Raw genomic sequence first — 20,243 nt, forward strand, 5'->3', positions numbered from 1 at the left:
TTATGCGGTCACCTGTGGGAGCGAGCTTGCTCGCGATAGACCGCAAAGCGGTCTCGACTCTTAAAGCACAATACTCATGCCGTCATACGCCACTTCAACACCCCGCCGAACCAGCTCGGCACGCTCCGGCGAATCCTCATCCAGAATCGGATTGGTGTTGTTGATGTGGATAAGCACCTTGCGTTGCTTGGGCAATTGCTCCAGCACTTCCAGCATGCCGCCGGGGCCGTTCTGTGCCAGATGGCCCATTTCCCGACCGGTGCGAGTGCCGACGCCACGGCGCTGCATTTCGTCGTCGTCCCACATCGTGCCGTCCACCAGCAGGCAATCGCTGCCGGCCATGATCTCGAGCAACGGCGCGTCGACCTTGCCCAGCCCCGGTGCGTAGAACAGCTTGCCGCCAGTGCTCAGGTCTTCAACGATCAGGCCGATGTTGTCGCCGGGGTGCGGATCGAAACGGTGTGGTGAATAGGGCGGGGCGGCGCTGCGCAGCGGCAGCGGGGTGAAACGCAGGTTCGGGCAGGCCGCAATGCTGAAACTGCGGTCAAGCTCGATCCGGTTCCAGTCCAGCCCACCGTTCCAGTGGGTCAGCATGGTGAACAGCGGAAAACCGGTGCTCAAATCTTCATGGACCATGTCGGTGCACCAGACCTGATGCGGACACCCTTCGCGCAGGCTGAGCAGGCCGGTGGTGTGGTCGATCTGGCTGTCCATCAGGATGATCGCGCTAATGCCGGTGTCGCGCAGGGCCCGGCCCGGTTGCATCGGGGCGAAACTCTGGAGTTGGGCGCGAATGTCCGGCGAAGCGTTGCACAGCACCCAGTTCACGCCATCATCGGAAATGGCGATGGACGATTGGGTCCGCGCCTTGGCGTTCAGGCTGCCATCGCGAAAACCGGCGCAGTTCACGCAGTTGCAGTTCCACTGGGGGAAACCGCCGCCGGCGGCGGAACCTAGAATCTGGACAAACATGGCCGCTCCATCATTCGAAAACTGAAAATAAAAACGCCTCGGCGAGCCGAGGCGTTGGCACTGCGATACAAAAAGATTAGCGGCTTGCGAAGTACATGGTGACTTCAAAGCCGATACGCAGGTCGGTGTAAGCGGGTTTGGACCAGGACATGGGAGCGCTCCTTCAGGTGATGGGACAGTTGAGGTCTATACATATAGTCCACCTCCAGCCGGAGATGTTCAGATAGTTAGGTTGCTATGTTACTCAAAATTACAGCGTGGTTGCCCGTGAAACTTTGAGAAAGCTAATTGCAGCGCCTGTAATGATCATTTTGTCGCTTGCCAAACCGCGCTCGGGCTTGGGCCGCTGGCCAGGCAGCGCCATCCGCCGAGCGCTTGATTCAATCGCTTTGCCGCGCCCAGTAATGCGTCGCGATCGATCAGCAAAATGGTTTCAGGCAAACGCTCCAGATAATCCGACGAGTGGCCAGCCAGTTTGCCCTGCCAGAGCAGTTCGGCGGCCTGAGGGGCGGGCAGAGTGTTCAGGTCCAATTGGTTTGCCAGGGATTGACGTTGGGCGGTGAACGTCGCCTCGTCCATGCCTTCGATCATGCCTGGCAAGTCGCTTAGAAAGTGTTCGATGTGTTCCAGCAACCCAGCCGGTGCAACGCTCGGTGATTGCACGCCGAACAGAAGCCCGGTCTGCCCATGGATCTGGCGCAAGGCGCTGAACACGGCATAGCCCAGTTGCAAGTCCACCCGCAGGCGCTGATAGAACGGTGTCTGGCACAGGTGCGCGAGCAGGCGCCAGGCGGCTTCGTCGGCGATGTCCTGCGTGGCGGTCGGACAGAACAGCAACAGCGCGTGTTCGCTGGAGTCGGCGTCGAGAGTTGTCCACAGACGCTGCGCGTTGATCGAGGACGGCGCCGATGGTTGATCCGCAACACCGGGCACGCGGCTCAGGGCCAAACCCATCGCCGCTTGGGTCTGTGCCGACAGGCCAACGGCCAGACCTTCCCAACGTGCGTTCGACCAAAGCTGCTGCAAATCCCCTGAGTCAGCCGCGGGTTCAAGGCAAAGACCAGGCAGCGCCTTCAGCAGTTGCTTGATCGGCATCAATGGGGTGTTTGGCGGTTCATTCTGTGAGAAATCTGCTGTTGGCGTGGTCAGCACTTTCAATGCGTGTTCGAGGACCGTTGGCATCGGTGCCTGTAGCCCGGTCATCTTCAGCAGCCATTCTTTGCCTGATGCGCTGAAGGAAAAGTCGACACCGGCCTGATGCGCATCTTCGCGCAAAGGTTTCAACTGGTTCTCCAATGTCGACTGAAGACTGGCAAGAGGTGTGAAGTCGAGTCGCCAGCGCAGATAAATCGCGCCTTCATCGGTGTTATCTGGCAGCGCCGAACTGAACTGCATTGGGGAGTTTTCACGACGACTGCGTGAGCGGTCCTGGGCAAACGTGCGCAGACCACGGTGCTTGCTGGTCTGGCCGCGAATCAGCCCGGCATTGGCCGCGGGCGTTTCGCTGCGTAAAAACGGATTAGGCGTCGGCAGTTGCCATTCGCCGCTGAAGTTATCCACAGCACCGATTTTCTTCAGGATGTCTTTCAGAGCAAGAACGCCCTGCGCGGATAACCCGGTCTCCAGTTGCTCACTGTCCCGTTGGGCCAACTGCAAGGCACCGCTGACTTGCTGCTGGCGTTGCAGCATGGCTGCGTATTCTTCGCGCAAGCCGGGCCAGTCTTGATGGGAGGCAAAAAAGCCCAGCCAGTCGAGAAGTGTTTGGCGAATCACGCTTTCCGATTGAGCGTTTATGAATTCAATGTGCAGCAAGGCTTGCCCGGCGAATTGATACAGCGGCGCAGCGTTCAGGCTGTCGGCCAGACCCTGTTCTCGCAGTGTCGCCACCAGCCCACCGGGTTTCTTGGCGTTCAGCCAATGACACAGAAATGCCAGTGCCTCAGGCGATGACTCAGGTAACGCTTCGAACGCGAACAGAAGATCCAGCCGGCGCTCGCCAGCCTGGTGATAAGTTGTTTGCGAAGCGTTCATCAGCGCGTCAGGTGCTTGTTGCGGGACTCGTTGCCCGACTGGAATCCCGGTACCGAAACGCTGAGCCATCTCACGCAGCTCATCGAGAGTCTGCGGTCCGGCCAGGCTCAGTGTCATCTGTCCGGTGAGGTAGAACCGCTGATGGAAATCCTGCAACGCTTGCTGAAACTCAGGCTGTGGCACCGGCAGGCTATCGCGGTTGCCGGCATGAAAGCCGCGCAAAGGATGCGTCGAAGAAAGCCCATCGAACAACGCCAATTGCTGTTGCTTCACCGCATCCTGCGACCAGGCGAGGAACTCTGCGTGCAGCACTTCCCGTTCCCGCAACTGATCGTCCGCATTCATACGCGGATGAGCGAGCATGTCTGACAGACGCTCCAGCCCACCGGCAAACGCCTGAGTCGGCAACTCGACAAAGAAGTCGGTTGTGCGCTCATTGGTTCGTGCGTTGACCTGACCGCCATGTCCCTGAACGTAGGCCATCAATCCCTGGCCTGCAGGAAAGCGCTCGGTGCCGAGAAACAGCAAATGCTCCAGAAAATGCGCCAGACCGGGCCACGCCAGTGGCACATCGTGACTGCCCGCCGCGACGCGCAGCACCGCCGCACAGCGCTTCAAATTCGGGGCATGACGCAGCGTCACCCGCAAGCCGTTAGCCAGGGTTTCAGTGTGGGGGCGGGGGTGATTCAGCGCAGGCATGAGCACTTCCAGTACAGAGAAGCGCTAATGCTAGCGGATTACAGGGGATCAGCGCTTGTTAAGGTCGCCATAAAGCTCGGGACGACGATCAATCAAGTAGCGATTGGCCGCGCGTGAATCGGCCATCAATTGACGATCCAGTTCGCCGACAATCAGCGCTTCATCCAGGCCGGCCTGAGCGATGCGACTGCCATCCGGTGCGGCGATGCTGCTCTGGCCGCAGTAGTGGATCTCGCCTTCATGGCCGCAGTAGTTGGCGTAGGCCACGTAGCACTGATTCTCGAAAGCGCGGGCGCGGACGGTGACGTCGGCGACGAAGTCGAAGGGAATCATGTTCGCCGTCGGCACCACGATCAGCTCGGCACCGGCCAGGGCCAGGCGCCGGGCGTTTTCCGGGAACTCCATGTCGTAGCAAATCAGGAAGCCAAGCTTCCAGCCGTTGAGCTCCACCAGCGGAAAATCATCCTGCCCGGCGCTGAACATCGAGTGGTCGAGGTCGCCGAACAAGTGCGTCTTGCGGTAGTTGCACAACCGCTCACCGTGGGCGTCGATCAACTGCACGGCGTTGTAGATCTGCCCGTCCTCGGTGCGCTCCGGGTAGCCATACAAGATGGCAATCCCGGCGGTCTTGGCAATGCGCGCAATTTGCTGCGCCGACTCACCGTTGTGCACCTCGGCGAGGATGCTGACCGCATCGACGCCGATGTTGTAGCCGGTCAGGAACATCTCCGGCACCACCAACAGGTCGGCACCTTTGGCCTCCAGCGCCAGTTGATGCAGGCGTTGCAGATTGCCGGCGACGTCCAGGGGCAGCGGTGGACATTGGTAAAGGGCTACGCGCATTTCGGATTCCTCTTACTCGGGCAGGGCGATCGGACCGATCTCGTTGAACACATCTCCTGGACCCGGGTTCTCGGCGTGAGTTTCACCGCCGAAGTGTTTCATGATGCCCCACACCGCGTTGAGCGAGGTTTGCACTGCGCCTTCAACCCAGGCCGGCGTCCATGAAACGTCGTCGCCGGCGATGAAAATCCCGCGTTGCTCGGCCGGCATGTCGTCCTGCATGAAGTGTGCGTACATCCGTTGGTTGTAGCGGTAGTGGCCGGGCAGGGCGCCTTTGAAGGCCCCAAGGAAATGCGGGTCGGCTTCCCACGACACGGTGATCGGATCGCCGATGATACGCGCGGCGATGTCGACTTTCGGGTAGATCTTCTTCAACGCGTCCAACGCCAGTTTCACGCGTTTTTCCACCGGATGCGGGAGCATCTTCAGCGCGTCGCTCATCCACGAGTACGACAGGCAAATCACGCCGGGCTTGTCGTCACCGTTGTCGAACAGGTAGGTGCCACGGGTCAGGCGGTCGGTGAGGGTCATACTCATCAGGTCGCGTCCGGTTTCCGGATCCTTGTCCTTCCAGAACGGGCGGTCGACCATCACGAAAGTCTTCGACGACTGCATGTAGCGGGTGCGGTCGAGGGCCATCCACATCTTTTGCGAGAACAGGGTTTCGTCGCATTCGATCTGAGTGGTCAGCAGCCAGCTCTGGCACGTGGTCAGTACAGCGGCGTATTCGCGGGTGTCGCCGTTGTTGTCGGTGACCGCGAAACGACCGTCAGCGGCGTGGGCGATTTTTTTAACCCCGGAGCGCGGCGCGCCTCGGTGCAAAGACTTGAGACTGGTGCCTTCTGGCCAGTGCACGCAGCGTTCTGGCACATGGCGCCAGATGCCTTGCGGGACTTGTTCGACGCCGCCGACGACCAGGTGCTGGTGATCATCGCAGTTGGTCATCACCACCCGGAAAATTTCCAGCATCGAGTTCGGGAAGTCAGAGTCCCAGCCGCCGGTGCCGAAGCCGACTTGACCGAACACTTCGCGGTGATGGAACGAGAGTTTGGCGAAGGCTTTTGAGGTCGCGACGAAGTCGTAGAAGGTGCGGTCGTCCCACAGCGGAACCAGGGTGTTCCACAATTCTTTGAGGCGCGGCACGTCACGGTCACGGATCGCTTGCTGGATATCGGCGAACTGTGAACCGGCTTCCAGTGCATCCGCCCACGCGTCAGCCACTTCCTGGAACAGTGCAGGAAGATCCGCCAGTTTCTGTGCGTAATGGGTTTTGCCTTCGATGTCGATCACCGTGCTGCCCGACGCGGGCGTCAGCGGGTTCGGAAAAGGCTTGGTCTGCAGGCCGAGTTTGTCGACGTAGTGATAGAACGCGGTAGACGATACCGGGAAGCGCATCCCGCCCAATTCGGCGATGATTCCATCGGTCCCGTTGAACGCCTGGGAGCGCAGACGACCGCCCATCTTCGAGGCTTCGTAGACGACGGGTTTCAAGCCCAGCTTCATCAACTCGTAGGCCGCCACCAAACCGGCGATGCCCGCGCCGACAATCGCTACTTCGGCACCGTGGTTGTGCGCAGGAATGCTGCCCAGGCCCGCCGGGTGTTCGATCCAGTCGTCGAAGGCGAAAGGAAAATCCGGACCGAAAATGGTGACTGGTTTCTTACCGTCTGCAGGATGGCGATTGTTCTTGTTCATGGCTGACCTTGCTGGCGACCCGACGCAGGATGCGCGTCTGAGTATAGGAAAAGATGGCAGCCATTCTAGTGAGCGTAGAACACGTTAATAAGACGCAATGTGTCGTCGTTTTGATAATTGTTTGATCAGAATGACGATTAAATGCTACACACCGTCAATGTGGGGGCTGGGCGTGCTCGCGATTAGGCCCGCCCAGACATCAAAGAGCTATCGGCAAAACCTCATACCGGCTGTCCCCGATCAATCTTGCTACTCAAAATAATCGACGTCGTCGTCTTCTCCACCCCATCCACACTGCCGATCTGATCCAGCAACTGATCCAGCTGCTCTGGCGAGTCAGTCCGCAGCCACGCCACATAATCAAATTCGCCACTCACGGCACACAACTGCTGAACCTGCGCCATCGCACTGAGCCGACGCAGCACTTCCTTGCCCGAGCGCGGTTGCACGGTAATCCCGACGTACGCCTGCAATCCGCCATCCACCACGCGCTGACCGAGGCGCACCCCATAACCGGTGATGACCCGGGTCTTTTCCAGTCGCGCCAATCGTGAGGTGACGGTCGTGCGAGCGATACCCAATTGCCGGGCCAGCATGGCCACGCTCTCGCGGGCGTTGATCTGCAGGGCGGCGATCAACTGGCGGTCGATCTCGTCAAGAACCGGTGGGCGTGTGTCAGGCAAGGGGCGTCTCCAGTGGCGTGGAACAATGGTTGAACATGTTACAGGCTCGTTTGGCGCGACGCTTGTGGGCGATATTCGAACTTGGGCTATGTGATTGCATAGACATTGCCCAAGTGACGGCTGAATCACGGGCATGAAAAAGCCGCGCATTTGCGCGGCTTTTCTGATTGGCCAATTCAGCAGCCAGGAGTCGGCAGTTCAGTACCGATGGTAATCGCAGTGACTTGCACAGCGGAAAAGCTTTGCTGTGCCTGCGCGTCGAAATCTCTCTCACAGTTGAAGCGGGTGTCTGTTACAAAATCTTCGCCCTTGACCTTGGTCATGCTGGCCTGCCACTGGTTAGAGGCCTTTAGCGCCTGATCGCTGACCAGCACAACTTCCAGCAACACCTGACGAAAGTCCACTGCTCGCGGGCCGTCCCATTTTGCAAAAACCGACGGATCGGCAGCGTTGCCGCACATGGTCAGGCAGTCCGCGTAGAAATTCAGGTCCCCAGCCGCTTGCTGGAAGTTACCGAAGGTCAGGGGCTTGTTGGCAGCCGGAGCGAACGATTCACCAATGAAGGACTTCAAATCGGCTTGGCAGGTCGACGAAAGCTCCATGCGCAGTTCACTGATCGTGCCGCCACCGGCAGTCGCCGTGATTTGGCAGCCTTGAATCTCATAAGAGTGATGATCGCCCAAGCTCTCACGTGCGACGCCGGCAACCGATTCAAAGTGACGCAGATTGGTGCCCAACATTTTTCCATTAAAAACATCGGCGACACTGGCTTTTGCTTGGGCAATCGCAGGGCTGGCTACAACAATCAATGCTGTAAACAGGCTGGAAGAAATGGCTTTGTTCATCTGCAAATTCCTTTTGTCTCGATTGAGTCGAACGTCATCCTTCGACGATGAGACGCGACCATACACAACGTTGATGGTGATTGGCCAGCAGTGAGTGCCATGTCGCCTATCGGAGGGTGAGTCGCGACACACCGTGACGATGAACTGACGGCCCCGAATGATCGAGGCACCATCCTGTGGAGTGCTGTTACTCGGATTCCGTCGCGGTCCGCGCAGGTCGCGGCGAAAGCACCGTCGCTTTCGAACGCTTGGTGCCTAATGCCCTGCGGGCAGATCGAGGTGCGCCAGACGGCTAGACGAGGCCGAGCTTCACCACTGCTGCAAGAGCAACCATTACCAATAGAAGTCCTATTACTCCCCAATACAACATGACCAACTTCCCCTTGAGCCGTGGAGGGAAGTTGTCGATGTCTTCCTCTCGGGCGCCGGAGTACTTACGAAGAGAAGGGAACGTCAGGAAGGAGGCGATATTCATGACAGCCCGTATCTTTCCTAATGGACCACCGTACTTGGGTGGAGCAACCGAACGGCTATTTTTGAAATGGTCCAGCATCTCGTCCATCTTGGTGTGGTACAGGTAGAGTGCGAACCCGAGGCAAAAAAATATCCCTGCAAAATCGATCAATCCAACAGCCAAAAATATTTTATCGGCGATGTTCAAGCTCATTTAATAACGGTCTCATAGATTTTTTCAGCCATTGCTTCCCCGCCGATACCGCCCAAAGCACCTCCGGCAAAAGATCCAGCCCCGACAACCACAACACCACAAGCCAACGTAACTAAACCTCCCGTTGGAACCCCTAGTCCAATACATAGTGCTCCGACAGTTGAACTTGTTAAAGCTGCACCTGCGAGAGCTCCACCACCAACACCACCGGCAAAACTGCCTGTCTCTGTGAATTTGATTTTCTTGCAGGCCTCGGTGTTACCTGCTTTACACACATCTTGAACCTTAAAATATGAGCTTCCACCACCGATAGCTGTACCAATCCAGCCACCGTATTTAACAAATTTGGTTGCTTTGGCGACACCTTCTACGTGAGTAGCATAACCGGGAATCTGGCTTGGAGCGCCCGCCAAACTCCAGTGATGAACCAAGCTTTTGCTGGAAATCCCCAGAGCTGTTTTCAAGCTCGGATGGTCAGGGAAGCCAATGCCTTTTTTAGTCAAGAAGGTGAGTTGGCTATCAAGCCGTGTAAACAGTCGTGCTCGTTCAGTAAAGAACTCAGGGCTGCGCAAGTGACCGTCACGCTGGAAACTTTTCTGATGCAGGGCCTCGATATCTTTCAGCGTGGTATTCACGTCTCCCAGGTTCTTCGCGAAGATTGATTCGCCAACACCGATTGACGTTGATCCTAGAGAGAGCATGGACTCTATCGAATCCCGGTGACGAATCATGAAGCTGGCTTCCGCATCGCTCATGGGCTTGAGTGCCGCGTCCACCTTCTGGGCAGCTTCTGTCAGCAGTGCTTCTTCACGCGTGCATTGCTGATTATTCGGATCGCTCAAGATAATCAGTTGACCGGGCTTGGCGTAGCCGGTCAAGTGCGGGTTGAGTCGCTTGAACTTCTGAAGCGTGGCTCCATCAGCCTTATCAAAAAGAATCGCTTCTAGCGTGGATCGCGGTATCAGTTCCTGCACGATGTAAAAACCGGGTTCCGCTGATTTTTTTGCTGCAACAGCCTCCGGATGCTCTGTCCAATGTTTGGCATGCAGGTCGACAGGCTCTCCGCCGCGATACCGCTTATCTCTTGGCGCGTTGGATAGGGCGGGTTTCGGTACGTTTCCGTATTCGCTCATGAATCGTCCGTGTTCGTCCTTGGGGAATTCCAGCCTATAGCTGGGCACCATCGACGTTGCCGGGAAGATCAAGTGCTGGCTGTAGGACAAATCCCAAATGTAATGCTGAAACGCCTGATCCACTGTCATGAGCCCCATACAGGCGGCAGGTGCGTTTTATAGACTTCATACAGGTACGAAAACCAGCGCCCAACAAAAAAGGCCTACGTCGATTAGACGTAAGCCTTTGATTTGTTTGGTGGGCCCACACGGACTTGAACCGTGGACCAAAGGATTATGAGTCCTCTGCTCTAACCAACTGAGCTATAGGCCCTCAGTAGGCCGCGGATTATAGCGACGGTTTCTCGGCTGTGCTATCCGAAAAATCCGATACGGCCATACGAAGAAACGTCGCGGCGAATTCGTCGGCGGGAAGAGGCGGACTCACGATGTAACCCTGGATCTGTTCGCAGCCTTCGGCGGCGAGGAATTCCTGTTGGGCCAGGGTCTCCACACCCTCGGCGATGACGGTAAATTGCATGCTGCGGCCCAGGGCGATGATCGCGCGAACGATGGCTGCATCATGCGGATCGTCAGGCAGGCCGCGGACGAACGATTGATCGATCTTGAGAATATCCAGCGGCAGGCGCTTGAGGTAGCTCAAGGATGAATAGCCCGTACCGAAGTCGTCGATGGCCAGTTGCACGCCCAGCTGTTTGAGTTGGTGCAACACCTCGAGCGCTTCTTCGGCCTGGCTCATGATGAAGTTTTCGGTAATCTCCAGTTGCAGAAAACCGGGCTGCAGATGGCTGTCCTTGAGCAGTTGCTCGATCCGTCCCAGCAGGTTGGGTTGACGCAATTGGGCGCCTGCGAGGTTGACCGAGAGCGGGCCGAGGCATTCATACACTTGATTCCACTCGTTCATTTGCCGGCAGGCGGTTTCGAGCACCCAGTCGCCGATTTGCAGAATCATGCCGTTTTCTTCGGCCAGGGGAATGAAGTGTTCTGGCGGCACCATGCCGAAGGTCGGGTGATGCCAGCGAATCAGCGCTTCGGCGCCGACCAGTCGATGGTCGTCGAGGCTGATTTTCGGTTGGTAGTGCAAGAACAGTTCGTTGCGCTCGATGGCGCGGCGTAATTCATGTTCCAGGGCCACGCGTTCGCTGGCCTGTGCGGTGAGGTCGCGCGTGTAGCTTTCGACCCGGTTTCGTCCCTTGGCCTTGGAGCGGTACATCGCGGCGTCGGCGTTCTTGACCAGGGTGGCGACGTCGCAGCCGTCCTTGGGGTACAGGCTGGTGCCAATACTGGCGCTGATGAAAAACTCGTGTTCACCGGCCTGGAACGGTGCCCCGAAGCAATTGAGCAACTTCGTCGCGATGTTGTCGGCATCACTGTTCTGTTGCAGGCCCGGCAGCAAGATGATGAATTCGTCACCGCCCAGGCGCGCGACGGTATCGATATCGCGTAACTGCTCCTTGAGGCGCACCGCGATGCCTTTGAGCAGCAGGTCGCCGACCGGGTGGCCGAGGCTGTCGTTGATGTGTTTGAAGCGGTCCAGGTCGAGGAACAGCACGGCGCCCTGGCCACCATTCTCCTGTTGGGTGTTTAGGGCGGTCTGCAGTCGGCTCTCGAACAGTGTGCGGTTTGGCAGGCCGGTCAACGGGTCGTGATGCGCCTGGTAATCGAGTTTGGCCTGAGCGTGTTTGAGGCTGGAAATGTCGGCGAACACCGCTACAAAGTGGGTGATGAACTTGTCCCGGTTGCGCACGGCGCTGATGGTCAGCCAGCTCGGGTAAAGCTCGCCATTCTTGCGGCGGTTGGAGATTTCGCCTTGCCAGTGGCCTTCTGCAGTCAGTTGGTGCCACATCGCCGCATAAAACGCGCTGTCGTGAAGGCCCGAGGCAAGCAGGCGAGGGGTGTGGCCCAGTGCTTCGCTCTCGCTGTAGCCGGTAATCTCGGTAAACGCGCGATTGACGGCGCTGATGTGCTGTTGAGTGTCGGTGATCAGCACACCCTCGGCCGTGCTTTCGAACACGGTGGCGGCCTGTTGCAGCTTTTCCTGCATCAGGTGCCGCTCGGTGATGTCCCGGGCAATGGTCAACATGCAGTCTTCATCGCCAATAGGCAAAGGACGGCTCGACACTTCGCAGAGACGAATTTGCCCGTCGCTGCGGCGGATGTGGCAACTGAAATCGCGGACGAAGCCATCCCGGTGCAACAGGTCGAGCATCTGTTTGCGTTCGTTGAGGTTGACCCATATCCCGAGGTCCAGGGCTGATCGATCAACGGACATTGCACTGTTGAAGCCGGTGATGCGGCTAAAACCTTCATTGACCTCCAGCAGCAACCCGTCGCTCTGGCGCGACAACAACAATCCGTCCGGGGAGGCGTGGAAGGCCTTGGCAAATTTCTCTTCGGAGGTTTGCAGTTGTTGCTGGGTTTCCTTGAGCTGACTGATATCGCGCACCACCACCACCAGGGCTGGGGTGGTGTCGAGATCGAAAGGCTCGGCGGAAATCAGGCCGGTGAACACGTGGCCGTTACTGCGGCGAAAAGGCATCTCCAGGTTGCGGATGCTGCCGGCCTGCAATCGCTGCAACAGCCCCGGCCCTACGCCGGGAATGCCCCAGATGTTGAGGTCGGTGGCGGTCTGGCCGATGACGTCTTCGGCCCTGAGGCCGATTTGCTCTTCGAACGCTTTGTTCACTTCCAGCAGGCAGCCGTCGGACAGTCGGGCGATCACCAGAATGTCCGGGCATTGCTGGAAGACCGAAGCAAATTTTTGCTCGGACAGACTCAACGCTTCTTCTGTGCGCTTGGCATCACTGATATCGATCATCAGCCCGCGCATGATCGGTTCATGGCCGTGCTCGATCAGGCTGACGATATCGCGCACCCACAGGCAGCGACCATCAGCAGTAATGACCCGGTAATCGACGCTGTGATCGCGCCCGGCCAGTACTTCGTGATCGCAGAAAGCCTGCGCCCGGGTCAGGTCCGCGGGGTGGATGATGTTGCGCCAGAAGCCCGGAATCAGCCAGTGAGACAGGGGATAACCGAGGAGCTCTTCGGCATGGGGTGAGACGTAGCTGTAGGTGAAATCACTGATCCGTGCTTCCCAGGCGATGGCCGACAAACTCTCTACCAGCCCGCGATAGTGGTACTCGCTGCTGCGCAGTTCCTGTTCGAGGTCGACCCGGCGCGCAATTTCAGAGCTCAGTCGACGGTTGATCCGGATGACCACGGCCAGCATGACCGTCAGAAACAGCAGCCCCGGCAAGCCGTAGACCAGTAAATCCGACCAGAAGGTTCGATGATCCAGGACGTTGCCCACCCAATGTTCCTGGATGGCGCTGATTTCACTCGGGCTCATGTCCGCCAGCACTTTGTCCAGAATGCCGACCAACACCTTGTTGCCGGGAGGCACGGCCATTGCCAGTTGATAGCGGTAGGGGGTTTCGCCGCTGACATAAAGTCCTTCGAGTTTGAGCTGGCGAAGGCTCCAGACGCTGGACGCAAGATCGCCCACCACCGCGTCCACTTCATCGGTGGCCAATGCTTGCAACGCCGAGCTCACATTGTGCATCGGCACCAGATTCAGGTCGGGGTGGTGGGTGCGCAACAGCTCATGGGGCGCATAGTTTTCCACCACGGCGATCTTCAGCCCGTAAAGGTCTTCGAGTTTGTGCGGTTGCGCGCCGCCGACATGGGCCAGGATGACAATGGGGAAGTCGAGATAGGGGCGAGTAAACGACAGGTACGACTGGCGCTCCGGGGTCGACATGATGCCCGGTAAAATATCCAGTTTGCCTTGCTTGGCCTGTTCCAGCACAACTGTCCAGCTGACCGGTTCGATGGGCGTGAGATTGATGGCCAAGCGTTGGCGGATCACATTGATGTAGTCCGCCGCCAGGCCCTGATAGCGGCCCTGTTCATCGCGGAACTCAAATGGCGGCCACGACGCGTCCACGCCCAGGCGCAAATCCGGGTGTGCGGTCAGCCAGCTACGTTCGTCATCAGTCAGAGTCAGCGCGCCAGCCGTTGCGGTCCAGGTCATCAGCGACAGCAAAAAAAGCACGGTCGGCAGTCTGGGCATAACGGTCTCGTTATGGCTCGGGGGAATGCTTCGAGTGTAGACGGGCTAGGCGGCAGGGGGGAGGTGCGAGGGATTTAATCTGCATAAAGCAAAACCCCCGGCCTGGGCCGGGGGTTCTGTTATTACTCGTCGAGGAAGGAGCGCAAATGCTCGCTTCTCGTCGGGTGGCGCAGCTTGCGCAGTGCCTTGGCTTCGATCTGACGAATCCGTTCACGGGTCACGTCGAACTGTTTACCAACCTCCTCAAGGGTGTGGTCGGTATTCATGTCGATACCGAAGCGCATGCGCAGAACCTTGGCTTCACGGGCAGTGAGGCCGGACAGGACTTCGCGAGTCGCTTCTTTAAGGCTCTCAACGGTGGCGACATCGATTGGCGACTGCATGGTCGAGTCTTCGATGAAGTCACCCAGATGGGAGTCTTCGTCATCACCGATCGGGGTTTCCATGGAGATCGGCTCTTTAGCGATCTTCAATACCTTGCGGATCTTGTCCTCAGGCATTTCCATGCGTTCGCCCAGCTCTTCCGGGGTCGGTTCGCGACCCATTTCCTGCAACATCTGCCGGGAAATACGGTTGAGCTTGTTGATCGTCTCGATCATATGCACCGGAATACGGATGGTGCGGGCCTGGTCGGCGATCGAGCGAGTGATCGCCTGACGGATCCACCAGGTGGCATAAGTCGAGAATTTGTAGCCGCGGCGGTATTCGAACTTGTCTACCGCTTTCATCAAACCGATGTTGCCTTCCTGGATCAGATCGAGGAATTGCAGACCACGGTTGGTGTACTTCTTGGCGATGGAGATCACCAGACGCAAGTTCGCTTCAACCATCTCTTTCTTCGCGCGGCGGGCCTTGGCCTCACCGATCGACATGCGACGGTTGATGTCCTTGATCTCGGCGATCGTCAAACCGGTTTCGGTTTCCAGCGCGGTCAGCTTCTGCTGGCAACGAATGATGTCCGGCTGCAGGCGACCAATGGCTTCAGCGTATTTGCTTTTGCCTTTGGCCAGTGCATCGGTCCAGCTTTCGTCAACTTCATTGCCCGGGAACTGGCGCAGGAAGTCGGCACGCGGCATGCGGGCATCACGAACGCAAAGTTGCATGATCGCGCGCTCTTGCTGACGCAGGCGATCCAGGGCACTGCGAACACGCTCGACCAGGCCTTCGAATTGCTTCGGAACCAGTTTGATCGGCATGAACAGCTCAGCCAGGATCAACAGCTCGGCGATTGCCAGCTTATTGCCACGACCGTGCTTTTTCAGCGCCTTGCGGGTGATTTCCATCTGATCGGAGACAGCACCAAAACGCTGGGCTGCGATGACCGGATCCGGACCGCTTTCGGCTTCTTCTTCGTCATCCGTTGCTTCGGCGTCATCGTCGTCGGTGTCGTCGTCCGCTTTCACGGCTTTCGGATCGATCGGCGGTGGCACTTCTGCAGCAGGCGGCGCAATGCCGTCGTCCGGGTCGATATAACCGCTCAGGACGTCGGACAGGCGGCCACCTTCGGTGGTGACGCGAGTGTACTCGGAGAGAATATGATCAACCGTGCCAGGGAAGTGCGCAATTGCGCCCATCACTTCACGGATGCCCTCTTCAATACGTTTGGCGATTTCGATTTCGCCTTCACGTGTGAGGAGCTCTACCGTACCCATTTCACGCATGTACATGCGCACTGGGTCGGTGGTGCGACCAATGTCGGTCTCGACCGCTGCCAACGCTGCTGCTGCCTCTTCGGCCGCGGCTTCGTCAGTATCGGCGTCGGCCAGCATAAGGGAATCCTTATCTGGCGCAACCTCGAATACGTTGATCCCCATGTCATTGATCATGCGGATGATGTCTTCCACCTGTTCCGGATCTGAAATATCCTCCGGCAGGTGGTCGTTGACCTCCGCGTAAGTCAGGTAACCCTGCTCACGACCAAGTGTGATCAACTCTTTGATACGAGACTGCTGTTGCGCTTTTCCGGACATAACACCCTATCCACTGAAGGTCTTGGCGGGCAAAAAACAAGCCGAGGATTATACCTGAGCTATGACCTCACGCGCCAGTTGAGGTCGGGTTTGATACAGCCATATTGCGTTTTAATAGGTCGCGCATCTGATTTGCGATCTGATTTGCTTCCTCCGGGGTCAATCCCGGCTGTCTGGCTTTCCTGATAAGTACTTCCAGGCTATCCGTGTGTTGAGCGGCCGATAACCTAGTAATGGTGTCTAAAAACTGTTGTTCAAGGTTATCGCCTGCAATCAGCCATTCCTTTTCTGCCAATGCTTTGAGTAATCGTCCCTGTTCGGTCCCGTGCCAGCGTGCCATTAGCTGAATTGAGTTTAGCTTAGGATTTTTTTGCACCGCCTCGATCAGGGCTACGAGCAGTTGTGCGTAGGTATTGCTCTCATTGGCAAAATGGTTGGCGGTTTCTACCCGGCCAGCCAGGTCCGGATGATGAATGAGGGTGCGCAGCGCGATCAGCGTGGGCGCTTCGACAGCAATCGGTGTGCGCGGGGTGCTCGGTTGGTCACGATCTGCGCGCTTGCCGTTCTTGTCCCACGGTTTCTTGTCCCATTTCTTGCCGCTGGCGCCGGGTTTCTTCGGCGTCCACTCCTGCTGCGGCACATACATATCTTGTGACTGCGGCTGATGGTAGTCGCTGTAGTCCGGCATGGCGTCGTAATCCATGCCCGGATCGTATGCCGGTGGCGCATCCTGAGGGGCACTTTGCACCAGTTGGCTCACCGCTTCGCCGCTGAGGCCGGTAATTTCGGTCAGGCGCTGACGCATCAGGATGCGCAGATTCGCGCCCGGGACTTTGTCGATCAGCGGCGCGGCAAGGGTGGCCATGTGGGCTTTGCCCTCCAGCGAGCGTGGGTCCGACTCTTCGGTCAACTGCTGGAAGAAATAATCTGCCAAAGGCTGCGCGTGCTGGTTGATTCGCGCACGGAACGCATCCGTGCCTTCGGAGCGGATCAGCGTATCCGGGTCTTCGCCTTCCGGCAGGAACAGGAAACGTGCGCGCCGCCCGTCTTGCAGGCAGGGCAGTGTCGCTTCCAGTGCGCGCCAGGCAGCATTGCGGCCGGCCTGGTCGCCGTCAAAACAGAACAGCACGTTAGGCACGACGCGAAACAGTCGCTTCAAATGCTCTTCGCTGGTGGCGGTGCCCAGGGTCGCCACGGCATTGCGCAAGCCTTGCTGGGCGAGGGCGATGACGTCCATATAACCTTCGACGACGATGATTTCGTCGAGGTTGCGGTTGTTCTTGCGCGCTTCATAAAGGCCGTAGAGTTCCTGGCCTTTATGGAATACCGGGGTTTCCGGTGAGTTCAGGTATTTCGGCTTGTCGTCGCCCAGTACCCGGCCACCGAAAGCGATGATGCGCCCGCGGCTGTCACGAATCGGGAACATCACGCGATCGCGGAAGCGGTCATAGCGTTTGCCGGTTTCGGCGTTCTCGATCAGCAGGCCGGCGTCGACCATGGCTTTTTGTTGCAGGGTATCGCTGCTCAAGTGTTTGAACAGGTTGTCCCAGCCTGGCGGAGCAAAGCCGAGGCCGAAGTCGCGAGCGATCTCTCCCGTCAGTCCACGGCCCTTCAGGTAATCCACTGCAGCTTTGCGTGATGGATGGCTTTTCAGTGCCTGACGGTAAAAATCGGCAGCGGCAGTGAGCAGCGGATACAGCGGCGAATCGGTTGGTTGTCGCGGTTTGTGCGGCCGGCCACTTTCTTCGCGGGGGATTTCCATGCCGGCGGCTTTGGCCAGTTCCTCAACGGCCTGGACGAAATCCAGGTTGTCGTGGTCCATCATGAAGCCGAGGGCGTTTCCGCCAGCGCCGCAACCGAAGCAGTAATAGAACTGTTTGTCAGGGCTGACGCTGAAAGACGGGGTTTTCTCTTTGTGGAACGGGCAGCAAGCGGTGTAGTTCTTGCCGGCCTTTTTCATTTGCAGGCGCGAGCTGACCACATCGACGATGTCGGTGCGGTTCAGAAGGTCGTCAATGAAGCTCTGGGGAATTAGCCCGGCCATGGCGTTCTCGTCATCTGCGCTGAAAGGGACCTATAACGAAGGGCGGCCGAACGTGGGTCGTTGCTTGAGGCGCGCAAAAGATGCGGCTCGACCGGTGTCGTCTGCGTAATCGCTATCGGGGAGTGTATCTGCCGAAAATCCACTGACGTTAATACCAATCAGTAATCGACTGTTTGAAAGTGTTGCGCTGAGTCCGCTGCGGCCTGTCGATGGCCTCGGATAGCTCAATAAGCGGGCACGCAAGCAGGTGCCTTGGGCTGATCGTCGTGAGAGGAATCAGTGGGTGTGCTCGTCAGTAGCCTTGGAAGGCTCGTCAGAAAAGACGTGCACCGCTGGCAAAAGAGCCAGGTCTGACGCTGTGAAGCAGATTTGTCTCGGTCGCATCTGCGGCTTCGACGGTGAAGCATCAAGCGTTTTACGCAAATGCCATTAGCCCGGCTTGGAGCCGGGCTTGGCAGAAGCTTGCTACGATCGTCTGTGTATTAGTACAGACGAACGGCGCGGCGCTGTTCGCGCTGAACTTTCTTCGCGTGACGCTTAACAGCGGCTGCTGCTTTGCGCTTACGCTCAGAAGTTGGCTTCTCGTAAAATTCGCGGCTACGAACTTCAGCCAGTACACCGGCTTTTTCGCAGGAGCGCTTGAAACGACGCAGAGCTACGTCGAAGGGTTCGTTCTCTTTTACTTTGACGGCTGGCATCCAGAGCTACCTTCATTCATTACCGGGGTCAACATCCTCGCGGCAAAAGAGCACTTGAAGACGTCGGTTTTTAAGGGTTGCGGATGTTAACCCCTCATCGCTTGGAATGCAAAGCCTCTGATCGAAAACCGCTGGTCGGGGCATCACATGGCGACTATTATGCGCGCCTTCGAATTCAGCCTAAATAAGGCGCAAACCCATGCTAGTACTGGGATTAGAAACCTCCTGCGACGAAACCGGTGTCGCATTATATGACAGTGAACGCGGGCTGTTGGCCGACGCACTGTTCAGCCAGATCGACCTGCACCGCGCCTATGGCGGCGTGGTGCCGGAGCTGGCCTCGCGCGACCACGTCAAACGCATGCTGCCCTTGATTCGTCAGGTGTTGGCCGAAGCTGACTGCGTGCCGACCGAGATCGACGCCATCGCTTACACCGCGGGTCCTGGCCTGGTCGGTGCGTTGCTGGTGGGCGCTTCCTGTGCCCAGGCGCTGGCCTTTGCCTGGGGTATTCCGGCCTTGGGCGTGCACCACATGGAAGGCCACTTGCTGGCGCCGATGCTGGAGACGCAACCGCCAGAATTCCCGTTCGTCGCTTTGTTGGTGTCCGGTGGCCATACGCAGCTGGTTCAGGTCGACGGAATCGGCCAGTACACGCTGTTGGGCGAGACACTGGACGATGCCGCCGGTGAGGCTTTCGACAAGACCGCGAAGATGATGGGGCTCAATTACCCGGGCGGCCCGGAAATCGCGCGCCTTGCCGAGCAAGGCGTTGCGGGGCGGTTCACGTTTCCGCGTCCGATGTGCGATCGCCCGGGTCTGGCGTTCAGCTTCAGCGGCTTGAAAACCTTCGCGTTGAACACCTGGCAGCAAAGCGTCAGTGCCGGGGACGACAGCGAGCAAGCCCGTTGCGACATCTCTCTGGCGTTCCAGCAGGCCGTGGTGGAGACTTTGACCATCAAGTGCAAGCGAGCCCTTAAACAAGCGGGCATGAAGCGCCTGGTCATCGCAGGGGGCGTCAGCGCGAACAAGGCGCTGCGCACCTCGCTGGAAAAAATGCTCGGCGACATGAAGGGCGATGTGTTTTACGCCCGTCCGGAGTTCTGCACCGACAATGGCGCAATGATCGCGTTTGCCGGATGCCAGCGCTTGCAGGCCGGCCAGCATGAAAGCCTGGCCATTAGCGTTCAGGCTCGTTGGCCGATGGAGCAATTGTCGGCGCTGTGATGAGCCGCGCTCGCGTCCGGTATTTAAAAATGCCGTTCGCGCCCGGCAAACAGGTCGCGTAGATTGCCGCGATGACGCCAGACAATCAGCCCGGTGAGCACGCTCATGGGCAGCAAGGCCGCCGGTTCCTGCCAGGCAAGCAACGGCAGGGTCAGCGGTGTGGCAATCAGTGCAGCGAGTGAGCTGGTGCGGGTCAGGTAGAACGTCAGCAGCCAGGCGCAGACCGCCAGCAGTGCCGCAGGCGGGTAAAGCCCCAGCAGCATGCCGGCAGCGGTGGCGACACCTTTGCCGCCGCGAAAGCGGAAATACACTGGAAACAGATGGCCGATGACGGCGCAGATGCCAATCCAGGCCTGTTCTTGCAGCGAAAGGCCCGCAAGGCCGGCGATCAGCACGGGCAGCAAGCCTTTGCAGAGGTCGCCAAGCAAGGTCAGGACGGCAAGTTTTTTGCCGGCCAGGCGCAACATGTTGGTGGCGCCGGCATTGCCCGAGCCACTCATTCGCGGATCGGGATTCCCGGTCAGGCGGCTGAGCAAAATGGCGAAGGACAGAGAGCCGAGCAGGTAGGCGAGGATCGCCAGTAACCAAAACATGCTAACTATTCCGGGCGAGGACGCCCTGATTCTAACGGCGCATTGCGCCCTTGTCGTGCAGCGGAGAAAA

General features: G+C 58.2%; 15 protein-coding genes and 1 tRNA gene. 1 reads left to right on the forward strand and 15 read right to left on the reverse strand.

The window, feature by feature from the left end:
- Window positions 1-60: 60 nt before the first annotated feature.
- The 14 genes from pqqB to rpsU all read right to left on the reverse strand — a co-directional run bounded on the left by pqqB (window position 61) and on the right by rpsU (window position 18,355).
- A complete protein-coding gene (pqqB, locus tag SB725_RS03350; RefSeq protein WP_027926710.1) occupies window positions 61-972 on the reverse strand; it encodes a pyrroloquinoline quinone biosynthesis protein PqqB in 912 nt (303 codons plus the stop codon).
- Between the two features lie 76 nt (window positions 973-1,048).
- Window positions 1,049-1,123, reverse strand: a complete 75-nt coding sequence (pqqA, locus tag SB725_RS03355; RefSeq protein WP_009045898.1) for a pyrroloquinoline quinone precursor peptide PqqA — start codon at window positions 1,121-1,123, stop codon at window positions 1,049-1,051.
- A 155-nt stretch (window positions 1,124-1,278) separates the two neighbouring features.
- A complete protein-coding gene (gene pqqF / locus SB725_RS03360; RefSeq protein ID WP_410921265.1) occupies window positions 1,279-3,702 on the reverse strand; it encodes a pyrroloquinoline quinone biosynthesis protein PqqF in 2,424 nt (807 codons plus the stop codon).
- Window positions 3,703-3,750: 48 nt separating this feature from the next.
- A complete protein-coding gene (locus tag SB725_RS03365) occupies window positions 3,751-4,545 on the reverse strand; it encodes a carbon-nitrogen hydrolase family protein (protein WP_027926712.1) in 795 nt (264 codons plus the stop codon).
- Window positions 4,546-4,557: 12 nt separating this feature from the next.
- Window positions 4,558-6,240, reverse strand: a complete 1,683-nt coding sequence (locus SB725_RS03370; RefSeq protein WP_027926713.1) for a flavin monoamine oxidase family protein — start codon at window positions 6,238-6,240, stop codon at window positions 4,558-4,560.
- Window positions 6,241-6,461: 221 nt separating this feature from the next.
- Window positions 6,462-6,923 (reverse strand): Lrp/AsnC family transcriptional regulator, encoded by a 462-nt coding sequence (locus SB725_RS03375; RefSeq protein WP_027926714.1) that lies wholly within the window; start codon window positions 6,921-6,923, stop codon window positions 6,462-6,464.
- 176 nt (window positions 6,924-7,099) lie between these two features.
- A complete protein-coding gene (locus SB725_RS03380) occupies window positions 7,100-7,768 on the reverse strand; it encodes a hypothetical protein (RefSeq protein WP_410921266.1) in 669 nt (222 codons plus the stop codon).
- A gap of 292 nt (window positions 7,769-8,060) precedes the next feature.
- Window positions 8,061-8,435, reverse strand: a complete 375-nt coding sequence (locus tag SB725_RS03385; protein ID WP_059182069.1) for a hypothetical protein — start codon at window positions 8,433-8,435, stop codon at window positions 8,061-8,063.
- Window positions 8,432-9,568, reverse strand: coding sequence for a hypothetical protein (locus tag SB725_RS03390; protein WP_410921291.1), 1,137 nt, complete (start codon window positions 9,566-9,568; stop codon window positions 8,432-8,434). The genes SB725_RS03385 and SB725_RS03390 overlap by 4 nt, the downstream gene beginning before the upstream one ends.
- 236 nt (window positions 9,569-9,804) lie before the next feature.
- Window positions 9,805-9,881: transfer RNA gene (locus SB725_RS03395), tRNA-Ile, on the reverse strand.
- A 15-nt stretch (window positions 9,882-9,896) separates the two neighbouring features.
- Window positions 9,897-13,643: a bifunctional diguanylate cyclase/phosphodiesterase gene (locus SB725_RS03400; protein WP_027926716.1), complete on the reverse strand. Its 3,747-nt coding sequence runs from the start codon at window positions 13,641-13,643 to the stop codon at window positions 9,897-9,899.
- A gap of 122 nt (window positions 13,644-13,765) precedes the next feature.
- Window positions 13,766-15,613, reverse strand: coding sequence for an RNA polymerase sigma factor RpoD (rpoD, locus tag SB725_RS03405; protein ID WP_027926717.1), 1,848 nt, complete (start codon window positions 15,611-15,613; stop codon window positions 13,766-13,768).
- A 67-nt stretch (window positions 15,614-15,680) separates the two neighbouring features.
- The gene (gene dnaG, locus SB725_RS03410) at window positions 15,681-17,657 is read right to left on the reverse strand and encodes a DNA primase (RefSeq protein ID WP_410921268.1); all 1,977 of its coding nucleotides are present in this window, start codon (window positions 17,655-17,657) and stop codon (window positions 15,681-15,683) included.
- A gap of 482 nt (window positions 17,658-18,139) precedes the next feature.
- Entirely contained in the window at window positions 18,140-18,355 is a 216-nt protein-coding gene (gene rpsU, locus SB725_RS03415) for a 30S ribosomal protein S21 (RefSeq protein ID WP_002551877.1), read from the reverse strand.
- 199 nt (window positions 18,356-18,554) lie between these two features.
- Between rpsU and tsaD the strand changes: the two genes are divergently transcribed.
- The gene (gene tsaD, locus SB725_RS03420) at window positions 18,555-19,580 is read left to right on the forward strand and encodes a tRNA (adenosine(37)-N6)-threonylcarbamoyltransferase complex transferase subunit TsaD (protein WP_027926719.1); all 1,026 of its coding nucleotides are present in this window, start codon (window positions 18,555-18,557) and stop codon (window positions 19,578-19,580) included.
- A 23-nt stretch (window positions 19,581-19,603) separates the two neighbouring features.
- Here the strand turns inward: tsaD and plsY are convergent, their stop codons facing one another.
- The gene (gene plsY / locus SB725_RS03425; protein ID WP_027926720.1) at window positions 19,604-20,173 is read right to left on the reverse strand and encodes a glycerol-3-phosphate 1-O-acyltransferase PlsY; all 570 of its coding nucleotides are present in this window, start codon (window positions 20,171-20,173) and stop codon (window positions 19,604-19,606) included.
- Between the last annotated feature and the right edge of the window lie 70 nt (window positions 20,174-20,243).

The sequence above is a fragment of the Pseudomonas sp. SIMBA_041 genome, assembly GCF_046535095.1.
In the GTDB taxonomy this organism is placed as follows: Bacteria; Pseudomonadota; Gammaproteobacteria; order Pseudomonadales; family Pseudomonadaceae; genus Aquipseudomonas; species Aquipseudomonas mucoides.

Excerpts from the sequence above, each read along its gene's own strand:
- SB725_RS03385 (WP_059182069.1), bottom strand. The coding sequence starts at position 8,435 with ATGAGCTTGAACATCGCCGATAAAATATTTTTGGCTGTTGGATTGATC.
- rpsU (WP_002551877.1), bottom strand. The coding sequence starts at position 18,355 with ATGCCAGCCGTCAAAGTAAAAGAGAACGAACCCTTCGACGTAGCTCTG.
- plsY (WP_027926720.1), bottom strand. The coding sequence starts at position 20,173 with ATGTTTTGGTTACTGGCGATCCTCGCCTACCTGCTCGGCTCTCTGTCC.
- SB725_RS03400 (WP_027926716.1), bottom strand. The coding sequence starts at position 13,643 with ATGCCCAGACTGCCGACCGTGCTTTTTTTGCTGTCGCTGATGACCTGG.
- SB725_RS03370 (WP_027926713.1), bottom strand. The coding sequence starts at position 6,240 with ATGAACAAGAACAATCGCCATCCTGCAGACGGTAAGAAACCAGTCACC.
- pqqF (WP_410921265.1), bottom strand. The coding sequence starts at position 3,702 with ATGCCTGCGCTGAATCACCCCCGCCCCCACACTGAAACCCTGGCTAAC.
- tsaD (WP_027926719.1), top strand. The coding sequence starts at position 18,555 with ATGCTAGTACTGGGATTAGAAACCTCCTGCGACGAAACCGGTGTCGCA.
- SB725_RS03380 (WP_410921266.1), bottom strand. The coding sequence starts at position 7,768 with ATGAACAAAGCCATTTCTTCCAGCCTGTTTACAGCATTGATTGTTGTA.
- SB725_RS03365 (WP_027926712.1), bottom strand. The coding sequence starts at position 4,545 with ATGCGCGTAGCCCTTTACCAATGTCCACCGCTGCCCCTGGACGTCGCC.
- rpoD (WP_027926717.1), bottom strand. The coding sequence starts at position 15,613 with ATGTCCGGAAAAGCGCAACAGCAGTCTCGTATCAAAGAGTTGATCACA.
- dnaG (WP_410921268.1), bottom strand. The coding sequence starts at position 17,657 with ATGGCCGGGCTAATTCCCCAGAGCTTCATTGACGACCTTCTGAACCGC.
- SB725_RS03390 (WP_410921291.1), bottom strand. The coding sequence starts at position 9,568 with ATGAGCGAATACGGAAACGTACCGAAACCCGCCCTATCCAACGCGCCA.
- pqqB (WP_027926710.1), bottom strand. The coding sequence starts at position 972 with ATGTTTGTCCAGATTCTAGGTTCCGCCGCCGGCGGCGGTTTCCCCCAG.